At 37.6% G+C, this 20,888-nt stretch carries 21 protein-coding genes; 7 read left to right on the forward strand and 14 right to left on the reverse strand.

What is annotated here, in order from left to right; genetic code table 11:
• Window positions 1–154 precede the first annotated feature (154 nt).
• A complete protein-coding gene (locus tag AC1M36_RS20555; RefSeq protein ID WP_336451515.1) occupies window positions 155–1,192 on the forward strand; it encodes a PTS sugar transporter subunit IIC in 1,038 nt (345 codons plus the stop codon).
• 149 nt (window positions 1,193–1,341) lie between these two features.
• Here the strand turns inward: AC1M36_RS20555 and speB are convergent, their stop codons facing one another.
• The 4 genes from speB to AC1M36_RS20575 all read right to left on the reverse strand — a co-directional run bounded on the left by speB (window position 1,342) and on the right by AC1M36_RS20575 (window position 5,256).
• Complete coding sequence (speB, locus tag AC1M36_RS20560) at window positions 1,342–2,214, reverse strand: agmatinase (protein ID WP_336451514.1); 873 nt, start codon at window positions 2,212–2,214, stop codon at window positions 1,342–1,344.
• Window positions 2,215–2,486: 272 nt separating this feature from the next.
• The gene (gene speE, locus AC1M36_RS20565; protein ID WP_174100832.1) at window positions 2,487–3,314 is read right to left on the reverse strand and encodes a polyamine aminopropyltransferase; all 828 of its coding nucleotides are present in this window, start codon (window positions 3,312–3,314) and stop codon (window positions 2,487–2,489) included.
• 365 nt (window positions 3,315–3,679) lie between these two features.
• The gene (locus AC1M36_RS20570) at window positions 3,680–4,843 is read right to left on the reverse strand and encodes an MFS transporter (RefSeq protein ID WP_336451513.1); all 1,164 of its coding nucleotides are present in this window, start codon (window positions 4,841–4,843) and stop codon (window positions 3,680–3,682) included.
• 5 nt (window positions 4,844–4,848) lie between these two features.
• Window positions 4,849–5,256, reverse strand: a complete 408-nt coding sequence (locus AC1M36_RS20575; RefSeq protein WP_336451512.1) for a MerR family transcriptional regulator — start codon at window positions 5,254–5,256, stop codon at window positions 4,849–4,851.
• A 152-nt stretch (window positions 5,257–5,408) separates the two neighbouring features.
• Between AC1M36_RS20575 and AC1M36_RS20580 the strand changes: the two genes are divergently transcribed.
• Entirely contained in the window at window positions 5,409–6,134 is a 726-nt protein-coding gene (locus AC1M36_RS20580; protein WP_336451511.1) for a glycerophosphodiester phosphodiesterase, read from the forward strand.
• A 235-nt stretch (window positions 6,135–6,369) separates the two neighbouring features.
• Window positions 6,370–8,421, forward strand: a complete 2,052-nt coding sequence (locus AC1M36_RS20585; RefSeq protein ID WP_479846138.1) for a transglycosylase domain-containing protein — start codon at window positions 6,370–6,372, stop codon at window positions 8,419–8,421.
• Window positions 8,422–8,503: 82 nt separating this feature from the next.
• On the opposite strand, the gene AC1M36_RS20590 is transcribed toward AC1M36_RS20585, so the two are convergent.
• Window positions 8,504–9,013 (reverse strand): YwhD family protein, encoded by a 510-nt coding sequence (locus tag AC1M36_RS20590; protein WP_336451509.1) that lies wholly within the window; start codon window positions 9,011–9,013, stop codon window positions 8,504–8,506.
• Window positions 9,014–9,037: 24 nt separating this feature from the next.
• Window positions 9,038–9,712: a site-2 protease family protein gene (locus tag AC1M36_RS20595; RefSeq protein WP_336451508.1), complete on the reverse strand. Its 675-nt coding sequence runs from the start codon at window positions 9,710–9,712 to the stop codon at window positions 9,038–9,040.
• 112 nt (window positions 9,713–9,824) lie between these two features.
• Between AC1M36_RS20595 and AC1M36_RS20600 the strand changes: the two genes are divergently transcribed.
• On the forward strand, window positions 9,825–10,010 hold the full coding sequence (locus AC1M36_RS20600) for a 2-hydroxymuconate tautomerase (protein ID WP_001147171.1): 186 nt from the start codon (window positions 9,825–9,827) through the stop codon (window positions 10,008–10,010).
• Window positions 10,011–10,051: 41 nt separating this feature from the next.
• Here AC1M36_RS20600 and AC1M36_RS20605 read toward each other — a convergent pair whose 3' ends face one another.
• The 6 genes from AC1M36_RS20605 to AC1M36_RS20630 all read right to left on the reverse strand — a co-directional run bounded on the left by AC1M36_RS20605 (window position 10,052) and on the right by AC1M36_RS20630 (window position 16,073).
• The gene (locus tag AC1M36_RS20605) at window positions 10,052–11,356 is read right to left on the reverse strand and encodes an HD domain-containing protein (protein ID WP_336451507.1); all 1,305 of its coding nucleotides are present in this window, start codon (window positions 11,354–11,356) and stop codon (window positions 10,052–10,054) included.
• 150 nt (window positions 11,357–11,506) lie between these two features.
• Complete coding sequence (locus tag AC1M36_RS20610) at window positions 11,507–12,448, reverse strand: ABC transporter substrate-binding protein (RefSeq protein ID WP_479846139.1); 942 nt, start codon at window positions 12,446–12,448, stop codon at window positions 11,507–11,509.
• Between the two features lie 201 nt (window positions 12,449–12,649).
• Window positions 12,650–13,462 carry an ABC transporter ATP-binding protein gene (locus tag AC1M36_RS20615; RefSeq protein WP_174100841.1) on the reverse strand — a complete coding sequence of 271 codons (813 nt, stop codon included), beginning with the start codon at window positions 13,460–13,462 and terminating at the stop codon, window positions 12,650–12,652.
• Window positions 13,463–13,476: 14 nt separating this feature from the next.
• Window positions 13,477–14,493, reverse strand: coding sequence for a FecCD family ABC transporter permease (locus AC1M36_RS20620; RefSeq protein WP_336451505.1), 1,017 nt, complete (start codon window positions 14,491–14,493; stop codon window positions 13,477–13,479).
• Window positions 14,490–15,545 carry a FecCD family ABC transporter permease gene (locus AC1M36_RS20625; RefSeq protein ID WP_336451504.1) on the reverse strand — a complete coding sequence of 352 codons (1,056 nt, stop codon included), beginning with the start codon at window positions 15,543–15,545 and terminating at the stop codon, window positions 14,490–14,492. Before AC1M36_RS20625 ends, AC1M36_RS20620 begins: the two co-directional genes overlap by 4 nt.
• A gap of 303 nt (window positions 15,546–15,848) precedes the next feature.
• Window positions 15,849–16,073: a YuzB family protein gene (locus AC1M36_RS20630; protein ID WP_017153617.1), complete on the reverse strand. Its 225-nt coding sequence runs from the start codon at window positions 16,071–16,073 to the stop codon at window positions 15,849–15,851.
• A 291-nt stretch (window positions 16,074–16,364) separates the two neighbouring features.
• Between AC1M36_RS20630 and AC1M36_RS20635 the strand changes: the two genes are divergently transcribed.
• Window positions 16,365–17,030, forward strand: a complete 666-nt coding sequence (locus tag AC1M36_RS20635) for an RsfA family transcriptional regulator (RefSeq protein ID WP_336451503.1) — start codon at window positions 16,365–16,367, stop codon at window positions 17,028–17,030.
• Window positions 17,031–17,055: 25 nt separating this feature from the next.
• Here AC1M36_RS20635 and AC1M36_RS20640 read toward each other — a convergent pair whose 3' ends face one another.
• Window positions 17,056–17,646: a lipoprotein BA_5634 family protein gene (locus tag AC1M36_RS20640; RefSeq protein ID WP_336451502.1), complete on the reverse strand. Its 591-nt coding sequence runs from the start codon at window positions 17,644–17,646 to the stop codon at window positions 17,056–17,058.
• Window positions 17,647–17,820: 174 nt separating this feature from the next.
• On the opposite strand from AC1M36_RS20640, the gene lipL reads away from it, so the two are divergent.
• Window positions 17,821–18,666 carry an octanoyl-[GcvH]:protein N-octanoyltransferase gene (lipL, locus tag AC1M36_RS20645; RefSeq protein WP_336451501.1) on the forward strand — a complete coding sequence of 282 codons (846 nt, stop codon included), beginning with the start codon at window positions 17,821–17,823 and terminating at the stop codon, window positions 18,664–18,666.
• A gap of 34 nt (window positions 18,667–18,700) precedes the next feature.
• Here the strand turns inward: lipL and pta are convergent, their stop codons facing one another.
• Window positions 18,701–19,672, reverse strand: coding sequence for a phosphate acetyltransferase (gene pta, locus AC1M36_RS20650; RefSeq protein ID WP_336451500.1), 972 nt, complete (start codon window positions 19,670–19,672; stop codon window positions 18,701–18,703).
• A 391-nt stretch (window positions 19,673–20,063) separates the two neighbouring features.
• On the opposite strand from pta, the gene hemQ reads away from it, so the two are divergent.
• A complete protein-coding gene (hemQ, locus tag AC1M36_RS20655; protein ID WP_336451499.1) occupies window positions 20,064–20,807 on the forward strand; it encodes a hydrogen peroxide-dependent heme synthase in 744 nt (247 codons plus the stop codon).
• Window positions 20,808–20,888 lie beyond the last annotated feature (81 nt).

Consider the following 20,888-nt stretch of genomic DNA (forward strand, 5'->3'; position numbering starts at 1 on the left):
CTATTGAAATGTATTACACTTCCCTTACACTATTGTAAGAAAAAACGTTTGTAGTATTTTCCTAACAAAAAAATTTTCCGTTTAAGCAACTTTTGTATTATTATTGAATAATACAAATTTTTATAATAAATATCAAAAAGGAGACAGTTATCAAATGGCTATCTTGCAAGGTTTAGCACTACTACTTGTTGTACTTTTTCTTTTCACACTGTTTAGCTACCGTGCTCCTTACGGAATGAAAGCAATGGGTGCTCTGGCCAACGCTGCAATTGCGAGTTTTCTTATTGAGGCATTTCACCGTTATATTGGTGGAGAAATGTTTCATAATGACTTTCTGCAATCGGTTGGACAAGCCTCTGGTGGCATGAGCGGTGTCGCAGCTGCAATTTTAGTGGCACTCGCAATAGGTGTATCTCCTGTATATGCTGTTTTAATTGGTATTGCCACAAGTGGATTTGGTATTTTGCCAGGCTTTTTCGCTGGATATGTTTGCGCCTTTGTCGTGAAATTTCTTGAAAAAAAATTGCCAGCTGGCGTGGAGTTTTTAGCAATCTTGTTCATCGCTGCACCACTTTCACGCGGAATGGCTATGCTTATGGATCCAGTTGTGAATGCAACACTTGGAAAAATCGGTTCTATTATTTCAATTGCAACTACAGAAAGCCCGGTTATTATGGGGATTATGCTTGGCGGGCTCATCACAGTTATCTCTACATCTCCATTAAGCTCCATGGCTCTAACTGCTATGCTCGGTTTAACAGGCCTACCAATGGCTATCGGTAGTCTTGCAGTAGCAGCCTCTGCTCCAATGAACTTTATTTTCTTTAAACGTTTAAAGATTTGTTCAAAGAAAGATACAATTGCTGTAGCAATTGAACCATTAACACAAGCTGACATTGTCGCAGCGAACCCAATTCCAATCTATGCGACAAACTTTGTTGGCGGTGCACTTGCTGGCATTATTACATCCTTATTCCAACTTGTGAATAACGCACCTGGTACGGCATCACCAATTCCAGGACTCCTTGTTCTATTCGGATTCAACGATGTAATGAAAGTAACAATTGCAGCTATATTATGTGGAATTGTTACCACAATTATTGGTTATATCGGAACAATTATTTTCCGTAAGTACCCAATTCGTACCGCTGATGAAATTCGCGGAATTACTCCGGAAGAAAAAGTTGCATAAGCAAAAGGAGCGAGTTCCATAGGATGGAAACTCGCTCCTTTTTTCTTATACTATCGAATCTTGCAAAAGTGCCGATATATCGGTGCTGTAAGCCGCTTCTCGGTCGAGTGCTCCAATGACCTGCGATTCTGAGCAAGCTGCCTCCGCTTTTACTTCACCCAACCAAGAAGCATTTCCCGCACGAATTTGCTTGCTGCGATTGGTGTTTGGTCACTATGATCATAGACTGGAGCTACTTCTACTAAGTCTGCTCCGACTACTTTTATATTTGAATTTGCAATTGCAACGATGGAATCTAATAGTTCTTTAGATGTGATACCACCAGCTTCTAATGTTCCTGTTCCAGGAGCATGTGCTGGATCTAATACGTCGATGTCAATTGTGACATAGACTGGGCGTCCTGCAAGTTTTGGCAATACTTCTTTTAATGGCTCTAACACTTCAAATTTATATAAGTTCATGCCCACTTCTTTTACCCATTCGAATTCTTCTTTCATACCAGAACGAATTCCGAAAGAATATACGTTTTCCGGACCAATCAAATCACACACTTTACGAATTGGCGTAGCATGGGATAAAGGCTCCCCTTCATATGACTCACGTAAATCAGTATGAGCATCCATATGAATGATTGCTAAGTCCGGATATTTTTTTGCCATTGCCTTAAAAACTGGCCAAGACACTAGGTGCTCACCACCAAGACCTAGTGGAAACTTACCGGCATCTAATAGTTTTGTTACATATTCTTCAATCATGTCTATGCTACGCTGTGGATTTCCGAATGGTAACGGAATATCGCCAGCATCAAAATATTTTACTTCTTCTAGTTCACGATCTAAATATGGACTATATTCTTCTAGTCCAAGTGATACTTCACGAATACGTGCAGGGCCAAAACGAGAACCTGGACGGTAGCTTACTGTCCAATCCATTGGCATCCCGTAAATAACAGCCTCTGACTCTTCAAAACTCGGATGACTTTTAATAAATACTTTACCTGAATAAGCTTCATCAAAACGCATATTCTTTTCCTCCTTATGTGGAACTTAAGGTATCCCAACCTTTCATTATTTCTCAAATTTGGAGCGTTATACTCCTCTTTCTCGATTTACCTCAATCTTCTTTTAACGATGAGAAGATTATTTTATTTATAGAAGTGTAAGTAGCTAGCATGCTCAAATCTTGTGGACGTGCACCTTAAATGAGCTACTTACACTTTCATCTATTATCCAGCCACTTCCGCTTTTCTTTTGTCTAGCTGCAGCGGCTAGAATGCTCGGTGGCTTCCGCTTTTCTATTTAATTAAGTCTCCAACAAACTTAGGTAATACGAATGCTGCTTTGTGCAGTTCTTTCGTGTAATATTTCGTTTCAATTTCGTGGAAACGCTCTTCGCTTACTTTTAATGGATCGTGTTCTTTAGATCCAATTGTGAATGTCCACATTCCACTTGGGTATGTTGGAATATTCGCTGTGTATAGACGTGTAATTGGGAAGATTTCTTTTACGTCTTTAAACACAGTTGAAATTAATTCTGGTGTAAACCAAGGGTTGTCCGTTTGCGCAACGAAGATACCGTCTGCTTTTAACGCTTTAGAGATTCCAGCGTAGAATCCTTTTGTAAATAAGTTTACTGCTGGTCCTACTGGCTCAGTAGAGTCAACCATAATTACATCGTATTCATTTTCACTTTCTGCGATGTGTAGGAAACCGTCTCCTACTTTTACTTCAACGCGCTCGTTATCTAATGCACCTGCAATTGATGGTAAGTACTGTTTAGAATACTCGATTACTTTTCCATCGATTTCAACAAGTGTTGCTTTCTTTACGCTTGGGTGTTTTAACACTTCACGGATTACACCACCATCACCACCGCCAACAACTAATACGTTTTCAGGATTTGGGTGTGTAAATAAAGGTACGTGTGCTACCATTTCATGATAAACGAATTCGTCCTTTTCTGTTGTCATAACCATGCCATCTAAAATAAGCATGTTTCCGAATTCTTCAGTTTCAACCATATCAAGTTTTTGAAATTCTGTTTGCTCCGTATGTAATGTGCGGTTAATACGCGCCGTAATTCCAAAATGTTTTGTTTGTTTTTCAGTGAACCATAGTTCCATCGTACAATCACGCCTTTCGCTGCAAATTTATAATAGGGACATCATTAATGTCCCCTAACAAAAATAAAACAAAACATACAAAATGTATAGTTAAAAGTACAAAAATACCGAAAATATATTTTGGTAAAATTATTTTCGTTCGTAAATTACAAGAACACTATATTTAGCAATAAAGAAAACCCTTTCTTATGAAAGGGTTTCTGCTTGTCGTTACTTGCCGAATGGTCGATATCCTTTGTCGAATCGCTGATATATTTAAATTTGCGTCGATATATTTGAAAAATCGCCGATAAAATTTCATTCACCAAAACCACCTACCCCAAAAAAGCCCACGATCACCCCGCACCAAGTTTCTTCAATTCGTCTTATGAGAGGGTTTCTGCTTCTAATTTGGAATTTTCTCGAACAGGAATCAAAATCGTGACACAACCAACTAATACAACGATTCCTCCAACTAAAAATGGACTTTGTGGTGAAATCGCATGACCGATAATTCCCGATAAAATTGGTGCAATTGCTCCGCCAAGCCAACGGACAAAATTGTATACACCTGATGTAATAGATCTTTCATAAGGTGAAATATCCATGACATAGCTTGTATATAAAGCGTTATTTAATCCAGATGCTAATCCAGATAAGACGATAAGAACAATTTGTAACCACATTACTTTCACAAAGAATAATGCAAGTAACAGAATCGCAAATACAAATAGGCTAAATCTTAACAATGCTTTTGGCTCATATTTCCCTTCTAATTTATGCGCTAATATTGCAGATCCATATGCTAGCGCAAGTCCCCAGCCGCAAAATACGAAACCGAGCTGAATTGCCGATAAATGCATAATGAGTGGTGAATATGCTAATACAACAAAAAATCCATAATAATATAACATGCCTGAAATGGCACCTTGCATAAACGGTTTATATTTAATCAGGTTAAGTAATTCCCCTACCCCAGCTGCCTTGCGCTTTACTTTGCGCTCCGGTTCTTTTACAAAAAAGAAAACAAGAATAAATGCTAATAAAATTAAAAGACTTGTCGCAAAAAATGGGTATCGCCAAGAATGTCCGCCTAGTAGTCCACCTAATAACGGACCACCTGCCATCCCTAAACCAATCGCCGCTTCATATAAACCTACCGCTTCATGTACTTCTTTACTAAGAGCGATTAATAATGTCATCGCTGTTGCGAAAAACATCGCATTTCCTAACCCCCAGCCAGCGCGGAAAAGAGATAACTGTGCAATCGTTTGTGATATACCGCATATAAAAGCAAATACAGTTACAATCGATAAACCAATTGTCATCATTCTCTTATCGCCAAACCGCGCTGCAAATAAACCAGCGGGCAACATCATAATTGCCATCGTTAAAATATATGCTGTAAATAACATTTCCACTTGCCAATGTGTGGCACCAATTTTCTCAGCAATAATTGGCAAAATAGGATCGACTACTCCGATGCCTGAAAAGGCAAGGAAAGTAGCCAGTACTGTAATCAATCTCCCTAATTTTTGTTTGCTCTCCATATTTATTACTCTCCTTTTGTTTCCTCCAAGAATCTAATTGCGCGCTCTAAACTATTCTCTAATTCTGCTTTCACGCGCTCCATTTGTTTCATTTTTGTATCTAACGTTTGTACTTGGTTCTCAAGCATATCCTTAATTTCTTGAATCACTGCACGATCACGTGGATTTTCGCTATTTCGTCTTTGCTCCATACGCTCTTTTAATGATAAGAAATGATGCATTTCTTGAAGTGTGATTCCTAATACTTCTTTCGCTTCTACAATCTTTTTAATACGAGCAATATCTTCATCCGTATAAAGACGAATATTTCCTTCACTGCGCTCCGGCGGATGAATTAAGCCAATTTCCTCATAATAACGAAGTGTACGTTTTGTTAATCCAACTTGCTTTGTTACTTCATCAATCTTATACATGTATATTCCTCCTTCCATCACATTATTACATTTTACGTTAACGTTAACTTTTATGCAACTGTTATACTTTTGTAAATGTTTGGCATATAGATTGTATTTTTTTTGCTACAGTTTCATAATGAAAGAAATGAACTCATAAGGAGATTTTTCAAATGAAGAAAACACTTATTTTTGCCCATCGCGGAGTGAAAAGTACACATCCAGAAAATACAATGATCGCTTTTCAAGAAGCAGAACGTGTTGGTGCTCATGGCATTGAACTTGATGTTCACCTTTCAAAAGATGGGGAGCTCGTTGTAATTCACGATGAAACTGTTGATCGTACGACAAATGGGATTGGACTTGTTTCTGAGAAAACAGTAGCGGAATTACAAGCTCTTGACGCAGGCAGTTATAAAGAACCTTCCTTCCACGAAGCGAAAATTCCAACATTACGCGAAGTATTCATTTGGTTATCTACGACAAATTTACAACTTAATATTGAATTAAAAACAGACGTAATCCACTATCCAGGTATCGAAGAGAAAGTTGTTGATCTTGTTCGGGAGTATCACCTTTCAAACCAAATTATATTCTCATCGTTTAACCATGATTCTGTTTCTTTGCTTGCAGAACTTGCTCCTGAAATTCCGAGAGCTATCTTATATGATGAACCAATTGCTGATCCAATTGCTGAAGCAAAGAAAAGAGAAGCAACCGGATTACACCCTAATTTTCAGCTATTAACAAAAGAATTTGTCCAAACTGCGCAGCAGCAAGGATATGTATTCCGGCCCTATACAATCAATGAATATAAAGATTTACAAACTATGATTGATTACGGCGTAGATGTTATTATTACAGATTGGCCGATGCGCGCTTTTGAGCTCCTTTCTTAATTGAAAGGGCTCTTTTTCATTTTGTGTTTAAAATACGAAAAAACCCTCAATACTATTAAAGTGAAACTTTAATCAGTGGGAGATCCTCATCCTCACTGAATTATTAGCCTTCACCAATCGGGCTGTTACGGACAGTTTATCCCTCCACCTTACTTCTTTGCCTTTGCTAAAGTTTGAGGTGGGGGGACTGCCCTCGAATAGCGGGATAAAAGTATATGATGAGGGGATGAAAAAGATGGATCAAACTATAAATCCAAAACTTAAAAAATATAAACGTCTTTTCTTCACCGCACTTTTTTCATGCGTTCTTTTTTTCGTTTTTTCTTTTTTTATTATCATTATTGCTGCAAAGATTATGGGACCACCTCCCATTGCTGTTCCGCAGACAAGTACCTTTTATGCTAACGATGATACTGTAATGGGACAAAGTAATGGAATGCAGAATCGTTATAATGTGTCACTCGACCAAATTTCTCCCTATGTAAGAGAAGCGACACTCTCTATTGAAGACCAACGCTTTTATAATCATCATGGCTTCGATATGAAACGAATTGCCGGCGCAATCGTTGCAGATATAAAAGCAATGGCAAAGGTTCAAGGTGCTAGTACCATTACACAGCAGTATGCCCGCAATCTATATTTGGACCATGATAAAACTTGGAAGCGAAAAGCTTTAGAAGCAATATATACGATTCGTCTTGAAGTCAACTACAATAAGAATCATATTTTAGAAGGATATTTAAATACGATTTATTATGGACACGGCGCTTATGGTATTGAAGCTGCCTCCCGTCTTTACTTTAATAAATCCGCTAGTGACTTAACATTAGCAGAGGCAAGTATGTTAGTCGGCATTCCAAAAGGCCCTAGCGTATACTCTCCCTATGTAAAAGAAGAACGGGCAAAAACAAGACAATCCATTATTTTAGATGAAATGGTAGAGCAAGGATATATTACAAAAAATCAAGCATCCTCTGCTAAAAAAGAAAAGCTTGCGTTTGCTTCGTTAGAAACAAAAAAGGTCACAGAAATTGCACCTTATTTTCAGGATGCTGTACAATCATCTCTCCTCCATGACATTGGACTCGATGAGCAAACTCTGCAGCGCGGTGGACTCCGTATCTATACAACACTAGATCAAAAACTACAAACAATAGCTGAGCAAGCTGTAAAAGATACGATTCCAGAAACAACTAGTATACAAACCGCTCTTGTCTCAATGAACCCAAAAACAGGGGAAGTAGCAGCTCTTGTTGGTGGAAAAGATTATAAAGAGAGCCAATTTAACAGAGCGATTCAAGCAGCTCGCCAGCCAGGGTCCACCTTTAAACCGTTTTTATATTACGCCGCACTCGAAAAAGGATTTACACCAGCGACACGCTTAAAAAGTGAGTATACAGTGTTTACATTAGGCGATGGTGTTTCTAAGTATAAACCGAAAAATTATAAAGACTATTATGCCGATGATTTTGTAACGATGGCGCAAGCTCTTGCAGTATCAGATAACGTATATGCTGTGAAAACACATTTATTTTTAGGCGAAGATTCTCTTGCTAAAACTGCAAAACAATTCGGTATTACAAGTTCATTAAAAGACGTACCCTCCCTTGCCCTTGGTACTTCTCCTGTCAAACCAATTGAAATGGTAGGAGCGTACAGTATGTTTGCAAACGGAGGAAAACAAGTAAAACCAACCTTTATCCGTCGCGTTGTCGATAACGAAGGAAACATTTTATATGATGCGCATCTACAAAGTAAACAAGTTCTCGATAAAAACAATACGTTTGTAATGGAAGAGATGATGACAGGAATGTTCAATGACAAGTTAAGTGGTTATGCATCTGTTACAGGACATTCTCTTCTTCCAAAACTATCACGCACGTATGCAGGAAAGTCTGGTTCCACAGAAACAGATAGCTGGATGATTGGTTTCACACCACAAATTGTAACTGGTGTTTGGGTAGGATACGACAGGCCGAAATCTATTTCCAATCCGGCTGAGCAAGGATACGCCAAGAAAATTTGGGCCATTACGATGGAAAAAGGACTAGACGGTCAACCTAAAAAGGATTTCAAACAACCAAGTGACGTTGTTGCTGTAAATATCAATCCCGAAAATGGGAAAATCGCAACGAAAAGCTGTCCTGTCTCTGTAAAAATGTATTTTACAAAAGGAACAGAACCAACCGAATACTGCATAGATCATGTGGATGACAAAGAAGAATTCGAGAAGGCTAGCAAAGAAAAGAAAAAAGAAGGCTGGTGGAAAAAGTATTTTCCATGGTAATCCAACATATCGGTGATTCCACAATATACGACATAAAATAATAAAACAAAGGCTACCAGAATTTCTCCTGGTAGCCTTAAAATTATTCTCCTAATAATGCTTGACGCAATTCTTCACTAGATTCATTCCAAATTGCTTCATTATGCTCTTTCAAGAATGTTCCAAGCACTTTTTTAGATGATTCATCCATATGGTCAACCATGATGTGACGTTTTAATGATTTATCCATCTTATTTACATGCTCCGGAAGTGATTTATAACCACGGCGAATTTCACGGTCAACTGTCATTTCACAAGCTGTTACGCCTGCATAATAAGCACCTTTTGCTGTTCTCTCAATCGTTACCCATACGAGCCAATACGGCTTTCCATTTGGAACTTCGTCTTTATTCGTTAAAAATTTAATTCCCTTTTCAACAGTACTACGTGCATGCATCGCCCCAATATCAACGAATGCTGTTTGCTCAATTACATCTACGAAAACAGGTGAAATATTTTCTAAACTTAGTGCTCCAACACCAAAGCCACCATGGCCATCTGTTGAATCATTCTTCACGATATTAAAACCAATTTTTTTCTTTTTCTCTGTCATATGTAAGTCCTCCTCACTCATTTATTACATAATCCCAAATATAGGTGCAATAATGCTGTGCAAAATACCTAATACATATGGAATAACCACTTGGAAGATTGGTTGAATTGTATAACGATCAAGCGGTGTAATAACAAGAATCAATAAAGCAATTGCTCCATATTTCTCATATTGCGTCATTTTCGCACGAATATTTGCTGGTGCTAAATCTTCAATCACGCGATATCCGTCAAGCGGCGGAATCGGTAATAAATTGAAAACAAGTAAAACGATATTAAGAGTAATAAAAATTTGAAAGAATTGTCGTAATGTATCTGCCACTGCAAATGGAATGGCATCTAACAATCCAAATCTTATCATGCTATACCAAATCATTAACCCGATCGCACTCAAAATGAGGTTACTAATTGGCCCTGCAATCGAAACAAGTACGCCAGCAAGACGTGGCTTTTTAAAATTATACGGATTAACAGGAACTGGGCGCGCCCAACCAAATCCAATGATTAATATAGCAATCATACCAATCGGATCTAAATGAGACATTGGTGATAACGTTAAACGCCCCTGCCTTTTCGCAGTATCGTCTCCAAACTTATATGCAACATATGCATGTGCAAATTCATGCACAGACAATGCAATAACAATAGCCATTGCGACCAACGGTATTTGGTGCAGTGGATATACAAAAAAATTCTCCATACTTCATCTCCTCTTCATTATGTCGAAAAAAGAAAATATTTGTTTTTCCGATTGTTCTTCTCTAGAATCCGTTATAATAAGATTGTAACTTACATAAAAGGAGCGATTGTACATGCCATACGTAACAGTGAAAATGCTAGAAGGACGCACAGAAGAACAAAAGAAAGCTCTTGCTGAGAAAGTAACTGCAGCAGTAAGCGAAACAACTGGTGCTCCAGAAGAAAACATCGTTGTTTTCATCGAAGAAATGTCTAAAAATCATTACGCAGTTGGCGGAAAACGCTTAAGCGACAAATAATCTCAAGTTTCTTTAATAAGAAGCAGTCCTGAGGCTGCTTCTTATTTTTTCCCTTCTAATAACTCAATAATTTTCTCTTTATATTTTCCTTTTCTTCCGTTTTCATAGATTAAATCATGCGGATAGAAGAGTTTTTGATCTGTTCTCTTCTTACCAGTAATCGCTTCTACGATATCAGATTCACGTGAAAGCTCCCTGAGATCTCCGTTTGGCATAAGAAGTAAGATTGGAAGCCGCTCTTCTTCTTCTCCAGCACGATAAAAGTCATACGGTAAATCCGATGTTGAATCCACAACTAAATAGTACTCTGGATCAAGTCCAATCTTTTTAAATAAACTACTTAATTCCATCCAATTATCTAAACCGTGCTTCTCTGTAAATTCTACATATTTAAAGAGATTTCGGTTCATAAAACGACGACATAAATCACTTAGAATTTGGTCATCTTCATCTTGCCATACCTGGAAATAATAATACATTACATTCTCATCTAGTTTTAAATAATCCTCTACTGTTACTTCTTCTTCAAATAAAGAATAGAAATGAACCGGATGATACTTAAATGTATAATACTGCTCATGCAATGTTTTGGCACGGTGTAAAATCTTTGTTAAAATCACTTCTGCACTGCGCGTTACCGGATGGAAATATACCTGCCAGTACATTTGATAGCGGCTCATAATATAATGCTCAACAGCGTGCATACCGCTATTTTTAATCACGACTTGATCTCCATACGGGCGCATCACACGGAGTATACGCTCCATATCAAAGTTCCCATACTTTACACCAGTAAAATAAGCATCTCTTAATAAATAATCCATACGATCTGCATCAATTTGACTAGAGATCATACTAATCGCTAATTTATTATCAGACGTTTTCGCAATCACATCTGCTACTTTTTGTGGAAATTCTCGGTCTACACGGCTAAGTACATCATTGATTTCCGTATCACCGACAATAATTTTCTGCGTGAACTTCTCATGATCTAATGAAAAAACTTTTTCAAAGGAATGTGAGAACGGACCATGTCCAACATCATGCAAGAGCGCTGCACATAAACATAATAATCTATCTTCTGCATTCCAATTTGGTCTGCCATCAAACACATCATCAATCATACGACGAATAATCTCATATACACCTAATGAATGAGTAAAGCGACTATGTTCCGCACCATGAAATGTAAAAAATGTCGTTCCAAGCTGCTTAATACGGCGCAAACGTTGAAATTCCTTCGTTCCGATTAAATCCCAAATGACACGATCACGCACGTGTACATATTTATGTACTGGGTCTTTAAACACTTTTGTTTCGCTGAGTTTGTCGTTTAAATATACCATATCGACACCCTCCTTCCTTACTGCATTCTTACTTTATATTATAAACGAAATAGGAAACAGAAAGAAACGAAAGACTATAGAAATGCATAAAATTCCCCTATATACAAAGAAAATCACCTTCGCCAAGGCGAAAGTGATTTTCTTTGTTTACTATTTTCCTAAAACGAACTCAGCAATTTCGTCTAAGATCATTTCTTTACCAAGTGGGAAGTATCCTTTATTTAGATCTTCGCTCTTAATTGTAAATACGTGGTTGTTCTTAACAGCGTTCATGTTTTTCCAAATTGTTTCTTCTTGGAATTCTTTGAAGCGCTGAGAACCGTCACCAGTTGTAAATACGAATAAGTAATCTGGGTTGTAATCGATTAATGCTTCTTTTTGTACTTGTACTAATGGTTTATCCATTGGTGTACCTGGAACTGCTGGTAATTTTAAATCTTTGAAGATTACGCTACCGTAACCGTAGTCACCGTATACACGGAATGCATTTGGATATGCAGCCATTTTCATGAATTTCGCATCGCCAGTTTTTGCCACGATTTTATCGTGTAACTTGCTTGCTTTTTCATCATATTTCTTGAACCATGCAGTTGTTTCTTTTTCTTTATCGAAGATTTTACCTAACTCTTCAAACTTTGGACGCCATTGATCTAATGGAGTTTTTAACATAACAGTTGGTGCAATTTTAGATAATTGATCATAGATTTTTTCTTGACGATTGTTCACAAGAATTAAATCTGGTTTTGCAGCAGCTACTGCTTCGATGTTAATTTTGTCGCCCCAAGCAGAGCCAACTGGTTTTACATCTTTTAATTTATTTACAATATGTGCATCAATTTTTTCTTGAGACGTATTTGCAGTAATGATTGGTTTCATTCCAAAGATTAATAATTCTTCTGTTGAACCACTAAGGTCAGCAATTTTCTTTGGATTTGCAGGGATTTTAATTTCACCTTTTGCATGTTGTACAGTGCGCTCTTCCGCTTTTGCGTCTGCTTTCTTTTCTTCTTTCTTGTCAGAAGAACAAGCTGCAAATAGTACAGAAGTAACAACTAATACCATTGCTAGTAATGCTACTTTAAACTTCTTCATATTTCCACTCCCTCTGGATGTATTTCTCTTATAAGTTGTATATAAATATAAGAAACCACAAACAACATTGCATTAATATATGTTTATTAATCGTTGTATGTAACCCGTTCTAACGGGCGTTCAACTTCCCATGCTAAATGAGAAGCTCAACGTCCATTAGAATCCCCTCCTATCTAAATACGGATAGGAAGAGGATTTCTCTTATGCTTGCTTACGTACTTGTTTATTTATCATTGTTAAATCATAAGTTAAGCAAATCGGTTTACAGTTTACAGGACATGGAACAATTTGCGCTTCAATTTCAAATACATTGCGAAGCGTTTCGCACGTCATAACTTCATCTGGTGTTCCTTGTTTCATTAACTTACCCGCTCTTAACGCAATCATATGATCTGAAAAACGAGAAGCATGATTTAAATCATGAATAACCATAACGATTGTGCGGCCTTCTTCTTGATTTAACTTTTTCAATAAATTTAATACTTCCAGTTGATGGGCCATATCTAAGTATGTCGTTGGTTCATCTAATACAAGTAAATCCGTTCCTTGCGCAAGAGCCATTGCAATCCATACACGTTGGCGTTGACCACCTGATAAAGCTTCTGCTGGACGGTTCGCAAACTCTGTCATCCCTGTTACTTCAAGCGCCCAGTGAATATAACGGTAATCTTCTTCTTTCAGCGTCCCAAATCCCTTTTGGTGGGGGAAACGTCCATATGAAACAAGTTCAAACACAGTAAGACCTGTCGGCACTTCTGCAGTTTGTGGTAAAATCGCCATTTTCTTTGCGATTTCTTTTGTCGGCTGCTTCTCAATTGCTTTTCCATCAAGATATACAGTACCTCGTTTTGCTTTTAAAATACGAGAAGCTGTTTTTAACAATGTGGATTTCCCGCATCCATTCGGTCCAATAATTGTTGTAATTTTCCCTTCTGGAATTTCCACTGACAATCCATCGATAATTAACCCTTCATTATAGCCAACAGATACCGAATCAACCGCTAAAGTTGCCATAAAAAAGCCTCCCTTTATTTTGTCCTCATAAGTAAATAAATGAAATACGGTGCACCAATTACAGAAATAACAAGACCGACCGGTATTTCAGATGTCGTTAGTACACTTCTTGAAATCAAATCTGCAAATAGTAGAAGGAATGTTCCAATTAATGCTGCTGTCGGCAACATAATTTGATGTTTCCCGCCGACAAGTCGCCTCGCCAAATGCGGTGCCATTAAACCAATAAAGCCAATTCCACCAGCGACTGCAACAGACGCTCCCGCTAAACAAACAGCAATAAATAATAATTTTCGTCTTTCTTTCTCTACGTTTACACCAAGTCCAACTGCCGCAGCATCTCCTAAATTCATTACATTTAGCACATGTGCTTTACGAATCGCAATTGGTAAAAAGATAAGCATCCACGGAAGTACGCTTAATACGAATTTCCAGTCTGTTCCCCATAAACTTCCCGCTAACCAAATCGTTGCAAAGCGGAAATCATTCGATGTCATTTTCATTGAAAAAATTAAACTAACAGCACCAAACCCTGCTGCGACTGCGATACCCACAAGTATTAAACGAGTTGATGAAACGCCGTCCTTCCATGCCAATACATAAATAATGACTGCTGCTAGTATTGCACCGACTAATGCAAAGAATGGAAGAATGAATACGGACAGAAGAGTACCAGTTCCTACTTTTCCAAAAAAGAAGTATACGAAAATAACAACAGTTAATCCTGCACCGGCATTAATACCGATAATTCCAGGATCAGCAAGCGGATTTCGTGATAATCCTTGCATAATTGCACCGGACATTGCTAATGCTGAACCCACTAATATAGCAATTACCATACGTGGCATACGAAATTCAAATAAAATAACTGACTGATCTTCTGCTCCTAATCCAACCAATGATTTTAATACGTCCATTGGTGGAATTTTAAATGTTCCTGTATTTAAGCTAATAAGAAATACTGAAACAATTAAACAAGCTAAAATTGTTACGATTGAAACGTTCTTTTTTGTTAAGACGGTTGTCTTCACATTTTCCCTCTCCCTTCATTACGTGCTAAGTAGAGGAAGAATGGAACGCCAATTAGTGCTGTAATTGCTCCAATTGGTGTTTCAAACGGCGGATTAATAATTCGTGATAGCATATCCGCACATTCAATTAACAATCCACCTAATACAGCAGAACATGGAATTACCCATCTATAATCTGAACCGACAAGAAAACGTGTCATATGCGGGATGACAAGCCCAACAAACCCAACGGAACCTGCCATAGATACTGCTGAACCTGTTAACACAAGCACAAGTATAGTTCCGATAAATTTAATTAATGTTGTATTTTGACCAAGACCAATTGCAATTTCTTCACCAAAACTTAAAATTGTAATGTATCTCGACATCATAATCGCTATAACAAGACAAACAAGTCCAATGGGCAGGAGCATATCAATACTCTGCCATTTCACACCAGCAACGCCGCCTGCATTCCACATGCTCACCTCTTGTGCAAGATTGAAATAGAGTGCGATACCAGATGAAATAGCCCCGAGTAGGGCGCTAATTGCCGCTCCAGCTAACGCTAATTTAACAGGTGTTAATCCGCCCGGTGAAGATGCCCCAATTCCGTATACAATACTTGCACCAAATGCTGCTCCAATAAAAGAAGCGATAACAAACATTAAATACGGTGAATTTGGGAAAAACGCATACATAATTGCAATCCCAAATACCGCTCCATCAGTAATCCCCATTAATGATGGAGATGCAAGTGGATTCCGCGTCATCCCTTGCATAATTGCACCGGATACCGCTAGAAAGGCACCAGCAACAACTCCGCCAATTGCCCTAGGCATGCGCAGCTCCCAAATCACATTATGATGCGTCAAAGAACCATCAAACTGAAAGATAGCTTGCCATACAGTCTGTAAACTAATATCCGCTGCACCAAATGAGATTGAAGTTGCCATACTTAAAGCTAACAAAATTGTTCCCGCTATTAAAATAATAGAAGCAATGAGCGGTCTACTCTTAATCTCTTTCACATTTACTTCCTGTTGTTCAATATTCCTCGCGCTTGCTTCCATCCCTCAACCATCCTAACCAACAACATATATTTAATAAAATGAGATTTATTCTCAAGAAACAGCAAAAGAAAACTAGGTGTGTCCACCTTTTTTGATAATGATTCTCAGAATCACAATTCTATTCTACCTACCGGTATAAAAGGCTGTCAACCATTATTTTGCAATATCAAACTAATGTAATTGATATGAAACCAATATCATAATATGACGTTTATCCATTGGTACATGTTTACTGTATATCAGTATCTAAAAATAATTTTAAATTTCAGCAATAAAAAAAGAAGAGTAAATTATTCACTCTTCTTACTTATTTAGTTTCGCTTCAATTTTCTTAATCAGTTCATCTTCGTTTGGCGCTGCAACCGGACGATTATTCACAAAAGCGAATGATTTTTTACGACCTGGTCCACAATAAGATTGACATCCAACTTCAATATTTGCACATGAATCTACTTTTTTGAGCTTTGGTATCAAGGTCTTAATGTTCGTCGCCTGGCAATCATCACACACACGAAATTCGTTTCCCATTCTATACAACACTTCCTCTATTTTTAACTTTTCACAAGTACATTTAACAATAAACACTAAATGGTATTTTACCGCTCTTTGGGGCTTGATGCAAGTTCCCCTCTATGATTCCTACGCGATAGAAAACCTCACTTTCCCTCTTCATTTTTCCCTTTATAAACTCTCTTCATTCGTGCACCAATTTCTTACTTCCATCAAAATCTACCATATTTTTAAAAGCTTTGTATAAAAGCCCTTTCTTTTGCCCATTATAAAAATAGGAAGTTCATAAAAAGAAAGGGAGTTGAATCTATGAAAGTAAGACAAGATGCTTGGACAGACGAGGACGATTTATTACTTGCAGAAACCGTACTACGTCATGTTCGAGAAGGAAGTACACAATTAAATGCATTTGAAGAGGTTGGCGATCAATTAAACCGTACCTCAGCTGCTTGTGGATTTCGCTGGAATGCTGTTGTTCGTTATAGCTACGAACAAGCCTTACAGCTAGCAAAAAGACATCGAAAAGATAAAATGCGTGCCGCTAGCGGCGAACAGGCAAAAAAACGCCTCCTTTATACGCCACCAGCTTCAGCGGTAATTACGAATGATGAAGAACTCGTTGTAAACACAACTGTTCCTCGTTCAGAACCAGTTGTATCTAGCACTTCTATAACAATGCAAGATGTGATTTACTTTTTACAAACAGTAGGATCTTCAAACGTAAAAGTAACAGCACTCGAAAACGAGAATACGAGATTGAAACAAGAAATTAAAGCACAGATACTTCGTAATGAAGAGTTAGAAAAGAAATTAGAAAAGCTAGAACAACAATCTAATACAGTACAAGAAGATTACGAAACGCTCATGAATATTATGAACCGCGCTCGTAAATTAGCATTAATGGATGATGAAGAGCCTACGCAAACTTCTTTCCGTATGGATCGAAACGGCAATTTAGAAAAAATTGCAGAATAAAAAGGATGCGATGAATGCATCCTTTTTATTTCGCCTCAATCATATGAGCTTCTTCTATTTTAGAATCGTTCTTTATATCTGGGAAAATCTCTTTTTTCGGATTTTCTTTAAATACTGCCGATCCAATTACTTTTACTGGTTGACTCATTTTTTGATATGCTGCATCGCTTACAACTGCATACATATCTGCGTATTTACGTGCATCGCCAATAATTATATTGCCTTCATACTTCATTTTCTTCCCATCAATCACTACATCATTTTGCTCCGTTTTCGCAAATACAACCCCTGCATCATCAGAAATAGATGGAAGTGTTGTAATTGGTTTTACATCGTCTCCCTCTACTTTTCTCAGTACTTTTTCTTTTACCATTTTGTCTGCTGTTGTTTTACTCATAATTAATACTTTTTGATCATTAAAGGTACCAAATTTTGCTTCAAATTTATGCTGAGATTCCATTTTATCTTTATATTGATCCATTTTTTTCTGTACCGCTGCGTCATCACCATACATAATCACGCCGTTTGCTTGTGGGGCAATCATATCCATAATCGAGCAACCACTAAATACTGCAGCTGACATAATCGCTACAAGTCCTAATTTTACTTTTTTCATTTGTATTCCTCCTAAAACTATAATTACAATTCTTAGTTTAACGAGCATAGTGGCTTTTACCAATCGCCTTTCCTTACAGTAACATTACAATCTCGTAAGGTTCTTTTTCACAACTCTCCTCTCTCTTTTTTGTTATAATAAAGGTTGTTATTTTATAAATAAGGGGTTAGTTATATGAGCAATTCCCGTTCCATTTTATCTCAACCAGAGTGGCGCATTGTAGATCAGTCCAGTTTAGGTCAGACCTTCCACGCACTTCAATCATTCGCTATGGATGATACATTGTGCACAACAATCGGAAATGGTACATCTGCTTCGACAATGCGCTCTTGGGTTCATCACAATACAATTGTTCTTGGTATTCAAGATTCTCGTCTTCCTCATTTACAGGAGGGAATCTCCTTTTTAAAACAGAAGGATTTCAATGTCATTGTTCGTAATTCAGGCGGTCTTGCAGTCGTACTTGATGAAGGAGTTTTAAACGTATCGCTTCTATTTCAAGAAAACGAAAAAGGAATTGATATCGACCTTGGATATGATACGATGTGGCATTTAATTAAAGAAATGTTAAAAGATTACGATGTTGATATCGAGGCAAAAGAAATCGTTGGCTCTTATTGTCCTGGTAGCTATGATCTAAGCATTCGTAATCAGAAATTCGCAGGTATTTCGCAGCGCCGCATTCGCGGAGGGGTTGCTGTACAAATTTACTTATGTGCTACAGGTAGCGGCTCCGAACGTGCGGCACTGGTTCGTGATTTTTACAACTTGGCAATTCAAGGTGAAGAAACAAGATTTACGTATCCTGAAATTGTACCGAGCACAATGGCTTCTTTATCTGAATTACTCGGTGAAACAATTACCGTTCAAGATTTAATGATGCGTTTATTAAAAACACTGCAGCAGTTTGCGCCGCAATTAACACCATCACAATTAACTGTGGATGAAGTTCCTTTATATGAAATGAACTTGCAGCGTATTATTGACCGTAATAATAAAGCACTTAGTCTTGAGAAATAACAAAGGCCCCGCTATATAGCGAGGCCTTTCGTTTTTATAGTGCTTGAGCTGCTGTAATTAAAGCTAACTTGTACACTTCTTCTTCGTTACAACCGCGAGATAAATCGTTTACTGGCATGTTTAAACCTTGTAAGATTGGTCCCACTGCTTCAAAGTTACCTAAACGTTGTGCAATTTTATAACCGATATTACCAGCTTCTAAGCTTGGGAATACGAATACGTTCGCATCACCTTTAATAACAGAACCTGGTGCTTTCTTCTCGGCTACAGATGGTACAAATGCAGCGTCAAATTGGAACTCACCATCTAATGTTAGCTCAGGAGCCATTTCTTTTGCAATGCGAGTTGCTTCTACAACTTTTTCTGTTTCTGGAGATTTCGCAGAACCTTTTGTAGAGAAGCTTAACATTGCAACGCGTGGATCGATACCGAATAGCTCGGCAGTTTTTGCACTTTCAATACCAATTTCAGCTAAATCTTGGCTGTTTGGTGCAATGTTGATTGCGCAATCAGCGAATACATACTTCTCATCTTCACGTACCATGATAAATACGCCTGAAGTTTTTGTAACGCCTGGTTTTGTTTTAATGATTTGAAGTGCTGGACGAACTGTGTCAGCTGTAGAGTGAGCTGCACCACTTACTAAACCGTGTGCTTTGCCCATGTATACAAGCATTGTACCAAAGTAGTTTTCGTCTTTTAAGATTTCACGAGCAGCTTCTTCTGTTGCTTTACCTTTACGGCGTTCAACGAAAGATGCTACCATTGCATCCATTTCTTCATATGTAGCTGGATCGTAAATATCAACGCCTGCTAATGTTAAGTTCATGCTAGCAGCTTTTGCGCTAATCTCTTCTTTATTACCAACTAAAATTGGTTTTACTAACTCTTCTTTTGCTAAACGCTCTGCAGCGCCTAAAATTCTTTCATCAGTTCCTTCAGGAAGTACGATAGAAATGCCTTTTCCTTGAACTTTTTCTTTTACTGTTGTAAATAAATCGCTCACGAATAAACCCTCCTACAAATGTTAAAAAACTCTACCTTTAAGAATACTTCTTTTCATCTATATTTTAAACTTATAGCTCCTAAAAAATAGGTAAAATGAAAATGATTATATTTTCATAAAATTCAGCCCTATTAATTTTCCATTTATCTATGGATATAAGAGATATATAACCTTTCTTTTTTTAGATGAAAAAGAGCATCCGCCCATGCATAGCAGCGGTCAGGGGCTTTTCCTGCCCCATGCCAATTGAAAACAAAATGAATGTATACATACTCCCCTTTCTAGCATTTTAAAATGTGACAATTTTATGCACCCGAGCTTTACATGGGTGACTTTAAACCTATATATGCTATAGTTAACGTGTAAAATATCATTAACTGAGGTGAATAGAATGAGTGAAGCAGCAAAAACGTTAGATGGTTGGTATTGTTTACATGATTTACGTTCTATCGACTGGGCAGCATGGAAAACATTATCTAGTGACGAACGCGGACAAGCGATGTTTGAATTTTTAAACGTCATTGAGAAATGGAATAAAGTAGCTGCCGCAAAGCAAGGTAGCCATGCAATGTATACAGTTGTTGGGCAAAAAGCTGATATTATGTTTATGATTTTACGTCCAACAATGGAAGAATTAAATGAAATCGAAACAGAATTAAATAAAACAACATTAGCTGAATATATGGTTCCTGCATACTCTTACGTATCTGTTGTTGAACTAAGTAACTACCTGCCAGCTGACGAAGATCCATACCAAAATCCACAAATCTTAGCACGCTTATACCCAGAATTACCAGAAGCAAAACACATTTGTTTCTATCCAATGGACAAGCGTCGTCAAGGAGATGACAACTGGTATATGCTTCCGATGGAAGACCGCAAAAAACTAATGTACAGCCACGGAAAAATCGGTCGTCAATACGCAGGTAAAGTTCGTCAAGTCATTACTGGTTCTGTTGGCTTCGATGATTACGAGTGGGGCGTAACACTATTCGCTGACGACATCCTTCAATTCAAAAAACTTGTATATGAAATGCGCTTTGATGAAGTAAGTGCTCGCTATGGTGAATTTGGTACTTTCTTCGTTGGTAACATTTTGCCAAGCGAAAAAGTAGCTAAATTTTTATATGTATAATACAAAAAAGGAACGAAATTCGTTCCTTTTTCTTAATATCCTACAAAACACCTTCAAAAATCCTCTTTTTTCATCAAATTT

The sequence above is a fragment of the Bacillus sp. Medicinal_06 genome (assembly GCF_056711665.1).